We start from the raw sequence: 18,069 nt of genomic DNA, 5'->3' as shown, positions 1-18,069 counted from the left end.
TGGTACTTAAAGTTGGCAATTGCTCAACAAAAAGGGAAGCAATATGCTTCCCTTTTTGTTAACTCAAATTGTCATGGCTACACCTTAAACTGTCCAACCAGCTCACCTAGGTCATCTCCTTCCTGAGCCAGTTTTTGGCTTACCCCAGAAGTGTTTTGGCTCGAACTCATCAACTCATTGACGATATCCTGAATCGCAAAGACGTTGCGGTTAATCTCTTCAGTGACAGAGCTTTGCTCGGTTGCTGCGGTGGCGATTTGTGTACTCATATCATTAATAGATGTTACCGCTGACGTCACTGCACCTAAGCTCTCAGAGATAGCTCTGGAAGACTCAACTGAGCGCAAGCAACTTTGCTGGCTCGAATCCATGGTGCTCACAGCCAGTGATACTAGGTTGTGAAGTTCGGTGAGCATCTCATTAATCTCTAATGTACTGGCTTGAGTCCTGCTGGCTAAGCTACGCACCTCATCGGCAACAACAGCAAACCCGCGACCTTGCTCACCTGCTCTGGCCGCTTCAATGGCTGCATTTAACGCCAAAAGGTTAGTTTGCTCGGCAATGCCACCAATCACGGTCAATACACTATTAATTTTTTTAGATTGCTCACTCAATGAGTTGATATGATCTGCAGCGGTGTCTATTTCAGCCATTAGTGATGACACTTCGGTTAATGAAGTATCGACGCACTCCTGAGCCGTATTGACATCACCCGTTGCCGCAAGCGTTGCCTCGGCAACCTGTGATGTATTATGCGCCACCTCATTCGCTGTTGCTGACATCTCTGTGATCGCGGTGACCACTTGATCTGTCTCATTATTATGACTCGCTAATTGCTCGGTCATCATCAGCGTTTGACTGTTAATATTAGCAGCACCACTCTTGACCTCTAAAGTGACATGACTGACATCCTTAATGATCCCCTGCAATTTTTCAACAAACAAGTTAAAGGCACGACCGAGTTGCGCGATCTCATCATTGCCCTCGACAAGCAGTCGCTTAGTCAGGTCTCCCTCACCTTTGGCAATATCCTCTAAATTGGTCACCATGTTTCTTATTGGGCGAACCATCCGCTGGGCAATATATAACACCGCTATCGTTGTTAATAAAACAAGAATAAGTACGATTACCAAGACTGTTATCGCCTTGTCTTGCATATGCTGAGTGGTGATATTTCGATAGGCGCGAACCTCACTTTCGATATCATCAAGGTAAGCCCCAGTTCCTATTACCCAATCGGTGCCTGGAATCACCTGGTTGTAACTGATTTTCTCAACCAGACCACTGGTGCCAGGTTTATCGTGATGATAATTGAAAGTACCATCACCCATTTTTGCTGCATTGAGCAAACCTACAACAACTCTTTTCCCATTGGGATCTGTCATTCCAATGTAATTGTTCCCCTCTCTTTCAGAGCTGGCGCCATGGAATATACTGACTCCTTGCTCATCATAGATGAAGAAATAGCCTGACTGACCGAATCGAGCCTGCCTTAGCGCTGCCTTTACATCGCCTTGCTCACCCAATGATTGTTGGTAGACAACAATCTGGACAGCTATTTCAATGACCTCTTTTAATGCCGTTTTTCGATCACCAATTAACTTCTCTTTGAAAGATGATACGTTTTTTTCGAGGTTATTAGATTCAATGTTATAGGTAATAGCCATTAAGCTAAAAAAAACAACCACCACAGGTAAAAGGGCGAATAACAGCAGTTTATTCTTCAAACTCATATTCATCATTATTTCTATTCTCCGAGGGGGTTTTGCATTTAGCACACAATAAACAATTATCACCATTATCTAACTTGTTTGGCGTAAATCAGCATCATTTGTGTCAGTAGTTATAACAAGATCACATAAAGAGCCAAAACGAGTCAGCGTCAAGCCTAGATGAATATGCTAGAGGGATAAGCGGTTAAGATTACAATTGGAGTAGAATAAATGCTCTAATTAGTGATGAGCGGCTCGAATTCTGACCAATTTCATAAGGTTAGGCTTAGCGGTCGAGAACATCGTGGCGCTTTGCCCATTCTGTTGTAACGAATCGAGCAGCAGGACGGCTCGTTTGATGTAAATGGGTTTACGAATGCTTCGCTCACGTGATTGCCTTTAATAACCTCGGCAACTCCGATAGGGAATGGGTGTTTTCTGTCAGTGTGTAGCAACAGGTAAACAGAATTTGTATAAGTAAAATTGACTCTGACCCTCAGGGTCAGGTTAATCTTTTATAATTAGTAACTCTGATGCTAGACGATTGTGCTTTTCTAACCCAGTGTAGATGCGGCAATGACCGTCCATGAAATGGATGTCATGGCCGAGCTTCCACGGATGGACTTGTAGCGTGTCATTGCAGCGTCTGCACATGCGCTGACCGCAGGTCATTGGAACCAATGCTGCCGGAAGTTACCTTTCAGTTAGTAGATAGAGCTTGATACCGTTTTTGTTGATCGAAGCGCAACAATTTACCTAGGCCGTAAGGCTTCAACTATCATCAGATAGAAGGTGTTAATCCCATTAACACCAACTCATCGCCATCCCTTTGATACTTCAAAAACAACTGTGCAATATCATTGGGCGCTGTCTCAATGACCGAAAACCCATGTTGAGCATAGAACCCTTCAAGATGCGCAAGCGCGAAAATGTAAGTCTTACCATCGTCGAGCAAAGACTCAAGTTGCTGCATCAACTGATGCCCAATACCTTGGCCGCGACAATCTGGATGCACTAACATACCGGTTAAGATACTTAGCTGGCCAATTGGGCGAATGCGCGCGCTGGCAATGATCTTGCCGACACTTTCAGCGCTAGGATTAGTTTGGGATAACACACAAACAGACTCTTTCTGTAACAGCCGTGCATAAGGCATATATTGGCGATAGAACTTCTTCACCTCAATACGTTCATCGGGCGCTAACCAAGTTAATTGCAGGCTTGTATTCATTGCAGTTGTCATAAACCTAAAAGAGTGGGCGATTACTGAAAGTAAAATTGTCGCACTAAAGCAGGCTTACAGCTAGTTGTAGATGAATGGGCAGAGTAGATCTTTATTAATAAGAACTTAGGAGCTAGACGGTTGTGCTTTCTGACCAAGTGTAGATGCGGCTGTGACCGTCCATGACATGGACGTCATGGCCCGAGCTTCCAGGGATGGACTTGTAGCGTGTCACCGCAGTATCTGCAGATGCGCTGACCGCAGGGCATTGGAACCACTACCGTTGGAAGTTTATGGCGTTTGCTCACTAGTATCAATCTGGATCATGATGCCTATATGTAAACCATAAATATTCCAGACACAACTAAGATTTTTACCCTCCATGGTAAACCTTCATAAATGTTCCAGACACAACGAAGATTTTTTTACCTCCATGGTAAATCTTCATAAATGTTCCAGACATAACGAAGATTTTTTACCCTCCATGGTAAATATTCATAAATGTTACAGACACAACGAAGATTTTTTACCCTCCATGGTAAATCTTCATAAATGTTCCAGACATAAAAAAACCGCCATTAGGCGGTTTTATTAACGCTTAATAAAAAGCGTTTGTCTAATCAGTGAAGATTAAAGACCTGCGTCAGCGCGGAGTGCTTCAGCTTTGTCTGTCGCTTCCCAAGGGAACTCTTCACGACCAAAGTGACCATATGCTGCCGTCGCAAGGTAGATTGGGCGGGCTAGGTTTAACATCTCTGTTAAGCCGTATGGACGTAGGTCGAAGTGACGACGTACTAAATCAATCAATAACTCTTCAGCCACTTTAGCAGTGCCGAATGTTTCGATGCTGATTGATGTTGGCTCTGCAACACCAATGGCATAAGACACTTGTAGCTCACAACGATCAGCAAGACCAGCTGCAACAATGTTCTTTGCAACGTAACGTGCTGCGTATGCTGCACTACGGTCAACTTTTGATGGGTCTTTACCTGAGAAAGCACCACCACCGTGACGAGCCATGCCGCCATAGGTATCAACGATGATCTTACGACCGGTTAGACCACAATCACCTACTGGACCACCGATAACAAAACGGCCAGTTGGGTTGATGAAGTACTTAGTGTCTTTAGATAACCACTTAGCCGGTAGTATTGGCTTGATGATGGTTTCCATTACGCCTTCAATGAGATCGGCTTGGTTGACGTCTTCGCTATGCTGTGTAGAAAGCACTACGGCGTCAATACCATGGATGCTGCCATCACTGTTATAAGCAAAAGTCACTTGGCTTTTTGCATCCGGACGTAACCACGAAAGTGTCTTGTCTTTACGCACTTCAGATTGGCGCTTCACGAGCTTGTGTGCATACGTGATCGGCGCAGGCATAAGTACGTCAGTTTCGTTGTTGGCATAACCAAACATAAGACCTTGGTCACCGGCACCCTGTTCTTTAGGGTCTGCGCGATCAACACCTTGGTTAATGTCTGGAGACTGCTTACCAATGACATTTAATATAGCGCAAGAGTCGGCGTCAAAACCCATATCAGAATGGGTATAACCGATTTCACGTACGGTCTTACGGGTGATCTCTTCGATATCAACCCAGGCTGAAGTGGTCACTTCACCGCCAACCATAACCATGCCAGTTTTGACATAAGTTTCGCATGCTACGCGTGCTTTTGGATCTTGCTCCAAAATTGCGTCTAATACCGCATCAGAAATCTGATCGGCGATTTTATCTGGATGACCTTCTGAGACAGACTCAGAGGTGAACAAGTGCTTTGCCATGATGGAAAATCTCGTCTTTATACAATTTGAATGTGTAGAAGTATCTACATCTAGACGGCTATCTTAGTGGAAAACAAAAAAGAAGACACCCCCTTTCAGTTAATTTTGTGCAGTAATCCACGCTATTATGTCCCCATTAAATACAGGGTTAACAAGCTAGATTTTGTATAAGCTGCTGATAAAGTTGTTGTTAACGGTATTATTTTTGATACTTGTCCTGATAAAAAAATGATCAATGCATCTTGGGTTCGCTAGCAAATAGATGAATATCTTATTTTAACTAAGATTTAGTGTGCTAAAGATGGGTTAACGTGTTGTTAAATATGGTTAGCTTGTCATCGCTATTGGCTAATATGTATCGATTTTTTCATTCTGGGCGAATTAAATTTGCGTCCTACAGTCTAGTAGGCGAAAATATGGCTCCAAATTTTGCTGTAGTGAAGGTAAAGCAAATACCAAAGTTGCTGCCTCCTTCGCTAGATCTAAGCCTCAATACCCCAACACTACGCAGGAGAGAGCATGTCATCTCGTAAAGAACTCGCTAACGCAATCCGTGCATTAACCATGGATGCCGTTCAAAAAGCCAATTCTGGTCACCCAGGTGCTCCAATGGGGATGGCTGATATCGCTGAAGTGCTATGGAATGACTTCCTTAAGCACAACCCAAACAACCCAGAGTGGGTTGATCGTGACCGTTTTATTTTGTCAAACGGCCATGGCTCTATGCTTATTTACTCTTTACTGCACCTAACGGGTTACGCATTACCAATAGAAGAGTTGAAGAACTTCCGTCAGCTGCATTCTAAAACACCGGGTCACCCAGAATATGGTTACACTCCAGGTGTTGAAACAACGACTGGCCCATTAGGCGCTGGTATTAGTAACGCGGTTGGTATGGCGATTGCTGAAAAGACATTGGCTGCACAGTTCAACCAGCCAGGTCACGACATTGTTGATCACTTCACATACTGCTTCTTAGGTGATGGCTGTTTGATGGAAGGGATCTCGCATGAAGTCTGTTCTTTAGCGGGTACCTTAGGTCTTGGTAAGCTTGTGGCTTTCTGGGATGACAACGGTATCTCTATTGATGGCCATGTTGAAGGTTGGTTCACTGATGACACGCCTAAGCGTTTCGAATCTTACGGCTGGCATGTGATTGCTAACGTAGATGGCCACGATAGCGAAGCGATTCGCGTGGCAATTGAAGAAGCTAAGTCTGTCACTGACAAGCCAACAATGATCTGCTGTAAAACCACGATTGGTTTTGGTTCGCCAAACAAATCTGGCAGCCATGACTGCCACGGCGCACCATTGGGTGATGCTGAAATTGCAGCTGCACGTGAGTTCCTTGGTTGGGAACACGGCGCATTTGAAATTCCTGAAACAGTTTATGAAGGTTGGGATGCTAAAGATTCTGGCGCTTCAAACGAAGCAAGCTGGAATGAGAAGTTTGCAGCTTATACTGTAGCTTTCCCAGAACTTGCTGCTGAATATAAGCGCCGTGTCATTACTGGCGAACTTCCTGCTGAATTTGAAGCAAAGGCAAATGCCTTTATTCAAGAGTGCCAAGATAAAGCAGAAGGTATTGCGAGTCGTAAAGCATCACAAAATGCGATTGGTACTTTCGGTGCTATTCTTCCTGAATTGCTTGGTGGCTCTGCTGACCTTGCTGGCTCTAACCTCACTTTATGGTCTGGTTCTAAGGGTATTCAGAACGATCCAGCGGGTAACTACATCTACTACGGTGTGCGTGAATTCGGCATGAGCGGCATTATGAATGGTGCTTCTTTGCATGGTGGCTTCATCAACTACGGCGCGACTTTCATGATGTTTATGGAATATGCACGTAATGCAGTCCGTATGTCTGCCTTGATGGGCATTCAGAATATCTTCGTTTATACCCATGACTCTATCGGTCAAGGTGAAGATGGTCCAACTCATCAGCCAGTTGAGCAACTTGCTAACTTGCGTATGACACCTAACATGACGGTATGGCGTCCATGTGATGCAGCAGAAACGGCTGTCTCTTGGAAGAATGCTATTGAGCGTCGTGATGCACCAACATCGCTAATCTTTAGTCGTCAGGGCCTTAAGGCTCAAGCACGTACTGCTGAGCAGTTAGCTGATGTGGCTAAAGGTGGTTATGTACTGAGTGATTGTGCTGGTACGCCAGACTTAATCCTTATCGCAACGGGTAGCGAAGTTCAGCTAGCAATGGATTCTGCCGCAGTGCTAACAGAGCAAGGTCAGAAGGTGCGTGTTGTTTCTATGCCTTCTACTAACGAGTTCGACAAGCAAGATGCTGCCTATAAAGAGTCTGTTCTACCAAGCAGCGTGACTAAGCGTGTGGCTATTGAAGCCGCTCATGTTGATTTCTGGCATAAGTATGTTGGTTTCAACGGCGCTATTGTTGGTATGACGACCTTTGGTGAGTCTGCCCCAGGTGGCGATTTGCTGAAGCACTTCGGCTTTACAGTTGAGAATGTTGTAGCAACCGTTAACGGTCTATAATTTGCTTTAGCTTTAGCTTTAGCAATAAAGCTAATGATGCACCGACAAACTCGTCATAGGTTAGTTTGTCGATTGCGTCTATTGATTGCTTTATCCCCATTTTACTTAAACATGCATGTTCAAGTAGGATGGGCATATAAACCAACGGCTTACCAATTGCGGTAGGCCGTTGTTGTATCAATAAATCAGCCAGTAACAAAGGTAAAATAGTTAATGATAAGAGTCGCTATTAATGGTTACGGCCGTATCGGGCGTTCAATTCTTCGTGCGGTCTACGAGTCTGAAAAACGCGATCGAATTCAAATCGTGGCGATTAATGAATTGGCAAAGCCTGAAGCGATGCTGCATTTAACCCAGTACGACACCACCCATGGACGTTTTCACACCCAAGTTAAATTGAATGATCAACATATGATCATCGGTGATGATGCTATTAAGCTGCTGCATGAACCCAACCCAGAAAATTTGCCTTGGCAAGAGATGGGCATTGATATTGTGTTTGAAGCCACAGGGGTCATTAACGATAGGCAAGCTTGCGAAGCGCACATTAAAGCGGGTGCAAAACAAGTCCTTATTAGCAATCCATCATCAAGTGATGTGGATGCCACCATTGTCTATGGCGTGAATCACGACCTGCTAAGAGCTGAACATACCATCGTATCGAATGCGTCCTGCACTACCAACTGTATTGTGCCAGTGATTGATGTGCTCGATAAACATTTTCAAGTGAAAAGTGGCGCGATTACCACAATCCATTCCGCGATGAATGATCAGCAAGTGATTGATGCCTATCATGATGATTTACGCCGAACCCGTGCTGCAGGCCAATCGATTATCCCTGTTGATACTAAGCTAGCCCGTGGTATTGAGCGCATCTTACCTCACATGAAAAATAAGTTTGAAGCCATCTCAGTGCGTGTTCCGACCATTAATGTTACCGCTATCGACCTTTCCGTTACGCTCAATAAGCGCGTCGATATCGAACAAGTTAACAAGGTACTTAAACAGGCTACCGAAGGTTCGTACTCTGGAGTTGTTGGCTATACTAATGAGCCATTAGTGTCGTGTGATTTTAATCATGACCCACGTTCAAGCATTGTCGATGGCACGCAAACTCGCGTGAGTGATGGCCATCTGGTGAAGTTATTACTTTGGTGTGATAACGAATGGGGCTTTGCTAATCGCATGCTCGATACCAGTTTAGAGATGATTAAAGCGAGAAGGGCTTAAAGCTGGAAGGGCCGGAAGAGTCGAAAGGGCCGGAAGAGTCGAAAGGGCCGGAAGAGTCGAAAGGGCCGGAAGAGTCGAAAGGGCCGGAAGAGTCGAAAGGGCCGGAAGAATCGAAAGAGCTGGAAGAATCGAAAGAGCCGGAAGAATCGAAAGAGCCGGAAGAATCGAAAGAGCCGGAAGGGCCGGAAGGGCCGGAAGGGCCGGAAGAGTCGGAAGAGTCGGAAAATATTGAGACTATAGCAGGGCGAAGTCCGCTCTAGCCGCGAAGCGAGCACTCTAGAGTCTACTATTGAGTAAATAATTGAAGTAACTGATGGCATGGTGTTGTGTCCCTGCGGTCAGGTAACACGGTTTTGATTTTAATTTTTTTAACTTTATCTTTAACTTAAATCGTAAGGAAGCATCAAATGGCGATTCTTAATATGCAAGACATAGACCTTCAAGGTAAGCGTGTGCTTATTCGTGAAGATCTCAACGTGCCTGTAAGCGACGGTGTAGTAACAAGTGACGCGCGTCTACGTGCATCGCTGCCAACCATTAAGCTTGCGCTTGAAAAGGGGGCTGCTGTGATGGTGATGTCTCACCTCGGACGTCCAACTGAAGGTGAGTTTAACGCTGAGTTTTCAATGCAGCCAGTGGTTAATTACTTAACAAAAGCGCTAGATTGTCCTGTTAGCCTAGCCAGTGATTACCTTGATGGTGTTGACGCTGCAGTGGGTGAAGTGGTTGTTTTTGAAAACGTTCGTTTCAACGTTGGCGAGAAGAAGAACGACGAAGCATTAGCTAAGAAAATGGCTGCACTTTGTGATGTATACGTTATGGATGCATTCGGTACCGCGCATAGAGCACAAGCATCGACTCACGGTGTTGGTTTACATGCTCCCATTGCATGTGCTGGTCCTTTACTCGCGGGTGAGCTTACCGCCTTAGGCAAAGCACTTGATAACCCAGCGCGCCCAATGGTGGCGATTGTGGGTGGTTCAAAAGTGTCGACTAAGCTGACGGTACTAGAAAGCTTATCGACTAAAGTTGATCAGCTCGTTGTGGGTGGCGGTATTGCTAATACTTTCGTTGCTGCAGCCGGTCATAAAGTGGGTAAGTCTCTATATGAAGCTAACTTGATTGATGAAGCTAAGCGCTTAGTGGCGAATGCCCAAAGCCGTGGCGGTGACATTCCCGTTCCAACGGATGTGGTGGTTGCGAGTGAGTTCAGCCCAACAGCCACAGCGACACTTAAAGATGTAAGCGAAGTGCTAGATACCGATATGATTTTTGATATTGGTCCTGATAGCGCAGCAGCGTTAGCTGAAATTATCAAAAATGCCGGCACCGTGGTTTGGAATGGCCCGGTGGGTGTATTTGAATTTGACCAATTTGGTGAAGGCACTAAGCGTATCGCTCTTGCGATTGCTGAATCAAATGCCTTCTCTATCGCCGGTGGTGGCGATACTTTAGCGGCCGTTGATAAGTATGGTATCGCCGATAAAGTGTCTTATATCTCAACCGGTGGCGGCGCTTTCCTTGAGTTTTTAGAAGGCAAAGAACTTCCTGCTGTGGCAATGCTAGAGAGCCGTGGTAAGTAAGAAAAAAACAGTTTTTGTTAGATGGGTTACTGGTAGGGGTTTTAATCGATTTTAGTCGAGAGTAAACTAGCCGCCAGTAATGCTGTCATCAAAATCAGCAATATAAAAACTATAATAAATACCAGTAACCGCAGTTGAGTTTAAAGCAAGAATGCTGATGACTTAATTGCATAAAAATCAATCCAAACGATAGCGACCTCGGTGAGTCAAATCACCCTATTATTGGAGTAAAAAATGGCTTTAATTTCCCTACGTCAAATGTTAGATCACGCAGCAGAGCATGGATATGGCGTACCTGCGTTTAACGTGAACAACTTAGAACAGATGCGTGCAATTATGCAGGCAGCTGAAGCAACAGACAGCCCTGTGATTGTTCAGGCATCAGCGGGTGCACGTAAGTATGCTCGTCCGCAGTTCCTTAAGTATCTAATGGCTGCAGCACTTGAGCAGTACCCAGATATCCCTGTCTGTATTCACCAAGATCACGGTACTGATCCTGATATTTGTCAGCGTTCAATCCAATTGGGCATGTCATCTGTAATGATGGACGGTTCTTTGATGGCGGATGGTAAAACACCTGCATCTTACGATTACAACGTTGATGTGACTCGCCGTACCGTGGCATTTGCACACGCATGTGGTGTTTCTGTTGAAGGTGAAATCGGTTGTCTAGGTAGCCTAGAAACCGGTGAAGCTGGCGAAGAAGACGGCATTGGCGCTGTGGGTATCTTAAGCATGGATCAAATGCTAACGACACCTGAAGAAGCGGCTCGTTTTGTTGCTGACACTCACGTAGATGCGCTCGCTATCGCGATTGGTACTAGCCATGGTGCATACAAGTTTAGCCGTAAACCTACCGGTGACGTGCTACGTATTGACCGTATCAAAGAGATCCATGCACGTATTCCTAACACTCACCTAGTGATGCACGGTTCATCTTCAGTGCCACAAGAATGGTTAGAAATTATTAACCAGTATGGCGGTGCTATTCCTGAAACTTACGGCGTTCCACTAGAAGAGATCGTTGAAGGTATTAAGCACGGCGTACGTAAAGTCAATATCGATACTGACTTGCGTCTAGCATCAACGGGCGCAGTACGTAAGTTCCTTGCTGAAAACCCAACAGAATTTGATCCACGTAAATTCTTGAAGGCGTCTATGGAAGCAATGGCAGATATCTGTACTACTCGTTACGAAGCCTTTGGTTGTGCTGGCATGGGCTCTAAGATCAAGCCTAAGTCGCTGCAAGCGATGTATAAAGCTTATCAGTCTGGCGAACTTGATCCACAGATTAAGTAAGCATTACTGCTAATGGCGCTTAGATAAGCGTCTTAGATAAAAATACCTGCCTAGCGCAGGTATTTTTTTATCAAAAAGAGCTGATGTCTGCCATTGTCACTGCTCAATTTTAACTTCTTTAGCATCAATACTTGTTGAGCTGAAACTCAGTCAATAACTCCGTATCGTCAGCAGATGAGGACTGATAAATGGGTGTTACGCATGGCTAATTTATCTGTCTTGGGGTTAAAACGGTTTGTGGCTGTCAGCAATAACACAACCCTAAGTTGTTTGGATAAATATAAGAATATTTAAGTGTTTGATTTTAAATTCGCTGAGTGCAGATTCTAGCAATCTACATTGAGTGATAAAACGGTTAGATAATGATGCGGTAGGTTTTCAATTTACAGCGCTAAATGTTAATATCGCGGCGAATTTTAGGGTATTGAGTGAACGGAGTGGTTACAAAATGAAAACATTACTAACGGCAATGGCTGTCGTCATGGCGGCTCCTTTTGCTGCACATGCAGGGGCTGACTTTGTAGAAGGCGATAAGACCTTCGCTGGTGAAGCTGAATTAGGCGCGACGTTAACAACGGGTAACACTGATACTTCATCAGTAAAAGCGCGTTTAAAGTTGATGCAAGAGCTTGGTAATTGGGAAAACCAATACCTATTTGAAGGCCTTTATAAAGAAGATACCAGTGAAGTGACGGCTAAACGTTATTACGCTGGCGTTCAAGGTGATTATAAGTTCGATGAAAAGAACTATATGTATATCACCGCTAATTACGAAGTTGACCCTTTTACGGGTTATGACTTCAAAGCCATTGCTTCTTCTGGTTATGGTCATAAATTTATCGACAGTGGCAATATGTACCTTAGTGCTGAAGTCGGTCCTGGTTACATTTATAAGCAGCTTGATGACGAGCAGTCGGCCTTACTGGGTTACGATAATGAAGATAGCGTAGTGGCACACGGTGCGATGAACTTTAGCTACGACATTAGTGAATCATCTAAGTTTAGCCAGCTATTTATTGCCGATTATGGCGATAGCTTAGAAGGACGTTCAGAAACGGCGATTACAGCGAACGTTATTGGCGCATTAGCAATGAAATTTGCGGTTATTGTTCGATATAACAGCGAGCCGTTAGACGATAAGAAAAGCACAGATACCGAAACAAACATGACATTGTTATACGCTTTCTAGTGATAACGCGGTAATTAACGTTTGAGATTTATCTGTTAAAAGGCACCTATTCTATAGGTGCCTTTTTTTATAATGTAATTTTTTGTTTTTACAATGCATAGGTTGTTTGTTTTTTGTGGTTGTTTGTGTCGTAGCTGGCTCTTGCGCAACAAAAGTTACATCTTGTATTAAGTGGTTGTGATTGTTAAATAAACTTAGTGTGGTGGAGTTCACGAAAGTGTAACTGAGACTCTCCTAGCACTGATTGATCACGGACGTAAAGGCCGATAAACAGTAAACTGACAATCATTGAAATACTCAGAGTAGTTAATGTGTTTATAGGTCCAGTCAGATTTGATATTGAGTTAAAGCAGTTGGTGAATACTGAAACTGCTCAAACGCACCCTTTATCGAATATTGAATTTCTAGTGATACGTGATTTGATGTCATCTAGAGGTCAAGTCGTATCGACTGAATCTTTGTGTTTCAATTTGCTCCCGCTGGTTGTGACAGTGCAAGACATCGCACTGACGATAACGCACATAAAAGCATTCTTAGGCAGTGATACCGCCTCGATAATCGAGGTTGTCACTAATCAAGGTTATCTACTGCATACCAAAGCGAAAGTGCAGATGCAGAATAGCCCCTATGAAGCACTGTCGATTAAACAATTCTCTATGCTCTTACTGCTTGGTGTCATGCTCGTGGTGTTCTTAGCAACGCATTTTGAAACGACACCTTGTATTCGATTTTCCCTACCGGAGAAACTATTACTCGATGACAAAAAGTCAGTGTTAGTTCCTATCTACTCATCAAATGAAGCGCTATTCACTTATGAAGCGCGGTTTAAAAATATCGCAATGAAAATAGAGCGTTGTAACAAGGTGAGTTGGCATCAAATCTATGTAGCCTCATCCCCAACTGGGAACATGCTTAATTTTGTGATGCAAGATAACGTCGATAAAGGCGAGGCGTTTAGGAACTTTAAAGTATTGAACATCGAAGGAAACTGGGACTTTATCAACGACTCTTGGCTAAAAAAGGCAGGTTTTTGTGAATAGAAGTCTAACCAAAGCGTTATTTATAGGTTTTAGTTCAACGCCAATACTGGTCACTCTGATCTTTATTCTGGGGCTGTGTATGGCATTGGACTATTTTGTTGAGCCCAATGAAGATACGAGTTTGGTCTGCCATGCAGATGTTTATGATGCCAAGCAATCGATGTTCTTATCGGGTGGTTTAAAGTTTGATGTTCATCGAGTGGGTCAACAAATTGAGTTCCACATTGTCTACACTCATCCTGGTAGTGAAGAAGCTGAAATGACATCCTATGGTGAGCTTGTACACATTTCAGCCCCCATTTTAACTTATGAAATAAGACTGCAAGATGCCGATTTAAAGCATGATGAATTTCTAGAAAAGATAAGTGATTATATGGGGGAAACAATCGATATCGTCAAAAAATCTATCAATGATGGTGATGAACGGAATGGGCAGCCGTTCTACATTAAAGTGTTAGAGATGGATAAATCTCAGGGTTCTGTCATTATTCAAATCAGTGAACGTAATGCGCTTTGGGCATGTAAAATACAGTAATTTGGCATGAACTTTAATGGTGAAGTTTTACTCATTGTTATGATTTTTATTTTAAAAATTCTAACTGAGTTTAACTTTCTCGATACGTATTAGACTATAATTATTAGTTCGATGTATTTGTTTTGAAATGCATTTAAAGGATATTTGTGGCTAAAGTAAGAGTTAAGCAAGAAGAATCACTGTCAATTAAATTTCTGCACCAGATGGAAGTCGGCGACAACCGTCGTTTAGATCTGTATTTTTTCCTGCCTAAAGAGATGGGAATTAACTCCCAAAGCTTAAATGAAGACGACTACTATCACTCTTCGATTACTGGTCGACGTTCATATTACTCATCTGGGTTACACCTGCCGCTAGTTCAAAGTCGTTTTGTGAGTCAAAAAAAGCGCACGGTAGAGGAGTTTAGACTTTACCTCAATTTATTTGCTTATCAATTTGCAGTTGCCATTGAAACGGACAGTAAAGAACTCTCTCAAGTTGAAGATTTAGAGCAGTTTTACGTCTCGCTTGAAGAGCTAAGTGAGCAGGTTATTCATCTGCTCAAGCGTTTTAGGCGAAATGAACCCAGTGATGAAAAGTGGAAATCTTATTTCGAAAATGCCGATAATTATCTGTCGTGGTTGTGTGAACAACGGTTATTGAAATTACTGGCTCATGCGCCCAGAAGCAGTGATTTTAATGAGATAACAGAAAGTGTTGTGGCCTTATGTCGAGCCGAATCACAATACCGAGATGCCCATAAATATAACTCCTCTAAGACCATAAAAGATCCCAATCGTATCGCGAATAAAATGCACCTATTACGCAGATTAATACAACAAGGGGTGGTGCTAAAAGAGGATCTTAAACCGTTAGGGGTGGGCCTTAAGAAGATGACGACGGGTATTGCTACGGCAATGGTGATGTTGGTGGTTTCAACATTGATTATTAAAGCCCAAGGTGTATTTAGTGGCTTAACCATTGCCTTAGTGCTCACTCTGGCGGTGATTTATGGTTTCAGAGAGATCTTTAAAGACGACATTCGTAATGCATTGTGGCGCTTAATACAGCGCGGCCGTCCTCGTTGGAGTCGTTTACTGCAAGATACTACTAGTAAGTTACCTATTGCTAAGCAACTTATGTGGCTCGACTTTATGCGCAAAAATGAGCTTCCAGTTAAGGTTTCTGAGATTTTAAAAAGGCGCCATAGTCAAAATAAAGTGGATGCAGAGATTTTGCATTACGGTATTCACACTCGAGTATCCGCTAAAGGCTTTTTAGCGGGCTACTCAAGGATCCAAGAACAGGTCAACTTTAGCTTAGTGCCCTTTGCTCGAAATTTGGAACGTGGTAAAGCAAAAATCTATAAGGAACACGAGGGTAAGATTAGTAATGAATCCGTGGAGCGGCGATATCAAGTTAACCTTATTCTGGTGTTAAAAGAGGGGCGTGATGAACCTCAGTATGCACGTTATAAGATAACCATGAACCGATCTACCATTATTGAAATCACAGAAAGTGACCTTCCTTCTGGAATGAGAAATATGGATGAAGCCCCCTATGAAGATGATCTGTTAGCCCCCGATGCTGCAGCCGAAAATGATGAGACTCCCCCCGGCTAAAACATCCACTTAGCCGCTTAAAACATCTGACGGGTAAATGCTTGGCAGATATTCTGCTCATCAGTTTGCTTAGCCCGCTTAAGGGCGACTTCCGCATTACTCAAGAACTGTTCGAGCACCTGCCCACCTTGATAGGCAGCGATCCCGATGCAGATACCTTCTCCTAGCCCATTGTCTTTGAGCTTTGCAAGGGTATCAATTGCAAAGTAATGCGCTTGGTCTGAATCGGTATCGGGTAACATGATAATGAGCTTACCGAGCTGCCAGCGAGACATTTGGTATCGGTTTGGTAGCTCCCTTAATAACTGTATCTCAACCTCTTTTTGCCGACTTTCTAGTTGGCCACTATCACTCATGTGGCTGAGCATGCCTTCGGCGGCAATATCGAGCAACATAAGACTTGAGAAGTCTTTTTTCGCTTGGCTCATATTATTAAAGTAACGTTCAAGATCGCGGCGATCGCTAAATATGGTACTGCGATGTGGTACTAAACTTTTTTGGTCATTAGCATGCAGTCTTGATTTAGCCCGCTCAAAGGTACAGACAATATATTCAATATCGTTTGAACTGTCTAAATGCCCCTTCAATGTTGCCAACATGCAGGCGTCATTAGCACGATTGTTTGATGAAAATATCTGACCTTGCCAAGTGCCTTTAATCATCAATTGCTGTGATATTTGCGGCCACTTCTGTTTAAATTCCTCATTGAGCAGATCGGTAATCTGTAGCTTACGGCTATCTTTAACCTGCATCAGCGTATTAAATGCCTGATTAGATTTAATGATGACACCTTTAGCATCTGAGAGAACCGTGGCGATTGGATTATCATTGAGCAATTGATTTAACTTTGCTTCCTCTTGGCTATGTTTTAGCTCCCCGACATCTTCAAAAGTGACTAAGGTGTAGCTTTGACCATTATCCATATCGATTTCAAGTCGAAGTCTTACTGACAATGTAGCGCACTCTGAAGCATCGCTATCAAGCTCGCCTTGCCACTCATGGTTAGCTGTTAACTGCTCTGACAGCGCATGAAATTGATCATCGTCCATGTGTAATATGCGTTGTAAGCTACGGTCAGACAGTTCATCTATTTGAAGAGAGAGTAACTTGGCTGCCATAGGATTGGCACTGAGCACTCGACCCGCATCATTGATAATGATGTAACCAGAATCGGTGTTGAATAGTCGATTGGCAAGATCAATACTGAAGTCACGAGAGCGATGAACCATGCGATAGGAATGGGTTAGGTAAATGACAAAACACGCTAACAAGGTGAATAGGGTAGCGCCCCCCATGAGGATATTACGCCACTGTTCAAATTTGGCTGCAATGTCATCGTTTTTAACGTAGGACAGCAAGAAGTATTCACGGCGAGTCTCATACTGAGTGGTCAACTCGACTTTAAGGTAAACAAACGTGGCATCGTCACCGTGGAATTGGCCGAAATTACTCGCGGCCATCTTTCGCCAAAGTGCAGGGTAAGATTGCTTAAGGCTACCGCCCATCGTTTCAGGTAGTCGACCAATAGTGGGTGATTCGAGCACACCGGAGTAGAGTAAGCCTTGGGTGTCGAGCATCATTAACGGTGCTTGTTGACTGGAATAAGCAGGCTTAATATTTTGCAACATGCGTGACATTGAATTATACGCGACCAAATAACCTCTAACGGTTTGGTCTGGATTCTCCAGCCAAGCAAGCTGATACAAATAGGGCTCTAATTTACCATTAACTGGGCTAAATTCGAGCGGGGATGTGTAGATCTCGTTGCCACCCATGTTACGTGAATTTCCCAGTAAAGACGGTGGCAGTGCGTGATGGCCAAACTCTTCATCAGTGGCAAATTTGAGTTGACCTTGTGGGTCATATAACGCAATACCGAGCAGTTCAGGGATGTTATCAACAATGATGTCCCAATTATCTTGTAACTTGGCTAGGTTTGGCTCACTGGGGAGTTTCATGTAACGGTTTAGTAGTTCTGAGGTGGCAAACATCTGTGTTCTAAATTGCTGAAAAGAGACTTTGTCAGCAATCAGTGTACCCACAGCTTGTAGCTCACTGTAGCGTTGTGTCGCCCAGTCTTCTTGTAAACGTCTCTCACCTAAAGTGATGATAATATTTGTAAAAATAATAACCGATATTATTAATATGCCGATTTGACTCGCCGCTGCCAAAATTCGTTGTTGGGACCACTGGATCCCTTGAGCATTGATAAGTAGAGGTAATTTTCGGGTTAACATCAATCGCTAATTCTGATGGTTATTATAAACGCCATATTATACCAATTCGGCTATATATGTAATTAATTCAGCCTTGATGCACCGTTACTTTGCCTCTGCGCTAGGCTGAGGCTGAAGTTATGTTT

Annotated in this window: 13 protein-coding genes; 8 read left to right on the top strand and 5 right to left on the bottom strand. The window is 43.6% G+C overall.

The genetic code is table 11. The features are described from left to right. Nucleotides 1–77 precede the first annotated feature (77 nt). The 3 genes from L2729_RS18410 to metK all read right to left on the bottom strand — a co-directional run bounded on the left by L2729_RS18410 (nt 78) and on the right by metK (nt 4,719). Nucleotides 78–1,742, bottom strand: coding sequence for a methyl-accepting chemotaxis protein (locus L2729_RS18410; protein ID WP_248989567.1), 1,665 nt, complete (start codon nt 1,740–1,742; stop codon nt 78–80). Between the two features lie 751 nt (nt 1,743–2,493). Then, nucleotides 2,494–2,943 carry a GNAT family N-acetyltransferase gene (locus L2729_RS18405; protein WP_248989566.1) on the bottom strand — a complete coding sequence of 150 codons (450 nt, stop codon included), beginning with the start codon at nt 2,941–2,943 and terminating at the stop codon, nt 2,494–2,496. A gap of 621 nt (nt 2,944–3,564) precedes the next feature. Then, nucleotides 3,565–4,719, bottom strand: a complete 1,155-nt coding sequence (gene metK / locus L2729_RS18400) for a methionine adenosyltransferase (protein WP_102038444.1) — start codon at nt 4,717–4,719, stop codon at nt 3,565–3,567. A 519-nt stretch (nt 4,720–5,238) separates the two neighbouring features. On the opposite strand from metK, the gene tkt reads away from it, so the two are divergent. Continuing rightward, complete coding sequence (gene tkt, locus L2729_RS18395; protein ID WP_248989565.1) at nt 5,239–7,230, top strand: transketolase; 1,992 nt, start codon at nt 5,239–5,241, stop codon at nt 7,228–7,230. Here the strand turns inward: tkt and L2729_RS18390 are convergent. Further along, nucleotides 7,217–7,411 (bottom strand): hypothetical protein, encoded by a 195-nt coding sequence (locus tag L2729_RS18390; protein WP_248989564.1) that lies wholly within the window; start codon nt 7,409–7,411, stop codon nt 7,217–7,219. The two genes, tkt and L2729_RS18390, sit on opposite strands and share 14 nt — an antisense overlap. 32 nt (nt 7,412–7,443) lie before the next feature. Here L2729_RS18390 and epd point away from each other — a divergent pair, with 32 nt between their 5' ends. The 7 genes from epd (at nt 7,444) to L2729_RS18355 (ending at nt 15,707) form a co-directional block, all read left to right on the top strand. Beyond that, entirely contained in the window at nt 7,444–8,460 is a 1,017-nt protein-coding gene (epd, locus tag L2729_RS18385) for an erythrose-4-phosphate dehydrogenase (protein ID WP_248989563.1), read from the top strand. A 407-nt stretch (nt 8,461–8,867) separates the two neighbouring features. After that, nucleotides 8,868–10,043, top strand: a complete 1,176-nt coding sequence (locus tag L2729_RS18380) for a phosphoglycerate kinase (RefSeq protein WP_248989562.1) — start codon at nt 8,868–8,870, stop codon at nt 10,041–10,043. Between the two features lie 234 nt (nt 10,044–10,277). Continuing rightward, nucleotides 10,278–11,342, top strand: a complete 1,065-nt coding sequence (fba, locus tag L2729_RS18375) for a class II fructose-bisphosphate aldolase (protein WP_101091727.1) — start codon at nt 10,278–10,280, stop codon at nt 11,340–11,342. 448 nt (nt 11,343–11,790) lie between these two features. Continuing rightward, the gene (locus L2729_RS18370) at nt 11,791–12,531 is read left to right on the top strand and encodes a DUF481 domain-containing protein (RefSeq protein ID WP_248989561.1); all 741 of its coding nucleotides are present in this window, start codon (nt 11,791–11,793) and stop codon (nt 12,529–12,531) included. A gap of 311 nt (nt 12,532–12,842) precedes the next feature. Then, complete coding sequence (locus L2729_RS18365) at nt 12,843–13,571, top strand: helix-turn-helix domain-containing protein (RefSeq protein WP_248989560.1); 729 nt, start codon at nt 12,843–12,845, stop codon at nt 13,569–13,571. Continuing rightward, nucleotides 13,564–14,106, top strand: coding sequence for a hypothetical protein (locus L2729_RS18360; RefSeq protein WP_248989559.1), 543 nt, complete (start codon nt 13,564–13,566; stop codon nt 14,104–14,106). The genes L2729_RS18365 and L2729_RS18360 overlap by 8 nt, the downstream gene beginning before the upstream one ends. A gap of 146 nt (nt 14,107–14,252) precedes the next feature. Continuing rightward, nucleotides 14,253–15,707: a hypothetical protein gene (locus tag L2729_RS18355; RefSeq protein WP_248989558.1), complete on the top strand. Its 1,455-nt coding sequence runs from the start codon at nt 14,253–14,255 to the stop codon at nt 15,705–15,707. Nucleotides 15,708–15,724: 17 nt separating this feature from the next. On the opposite strand, the gene L2729_RS18350 is transcribed toward L2729_RS18355, so the two are convergent. Further along, nucleotides 15,725–17,944, bottom strand: a complete 2,220-nt coding sequence (locus L2729_RS18350; protein ID WP_248989557.1) for a PAS domain-containing protein — start codon at nt 17,942–17,944, stop codon at nt 15,725–15,727. Between the last annotated feature and the right edge of the window lie 125 nt (nt 17,945–18,069).

It is taken from the genome of Shewanella gelidimarina (assembly GCF_023283945.1).
GTDB lineage: Bacteria > Pseudomonadota > Gammaproteobacteria > Enterobacterales > Shewanellaceae > Shewanella > Shewanella gelidimarina.
Note: the sequence above shows the minus strand (reverse complement) of the source record. Positions and strands in the feature narration are given on the sequence as shown.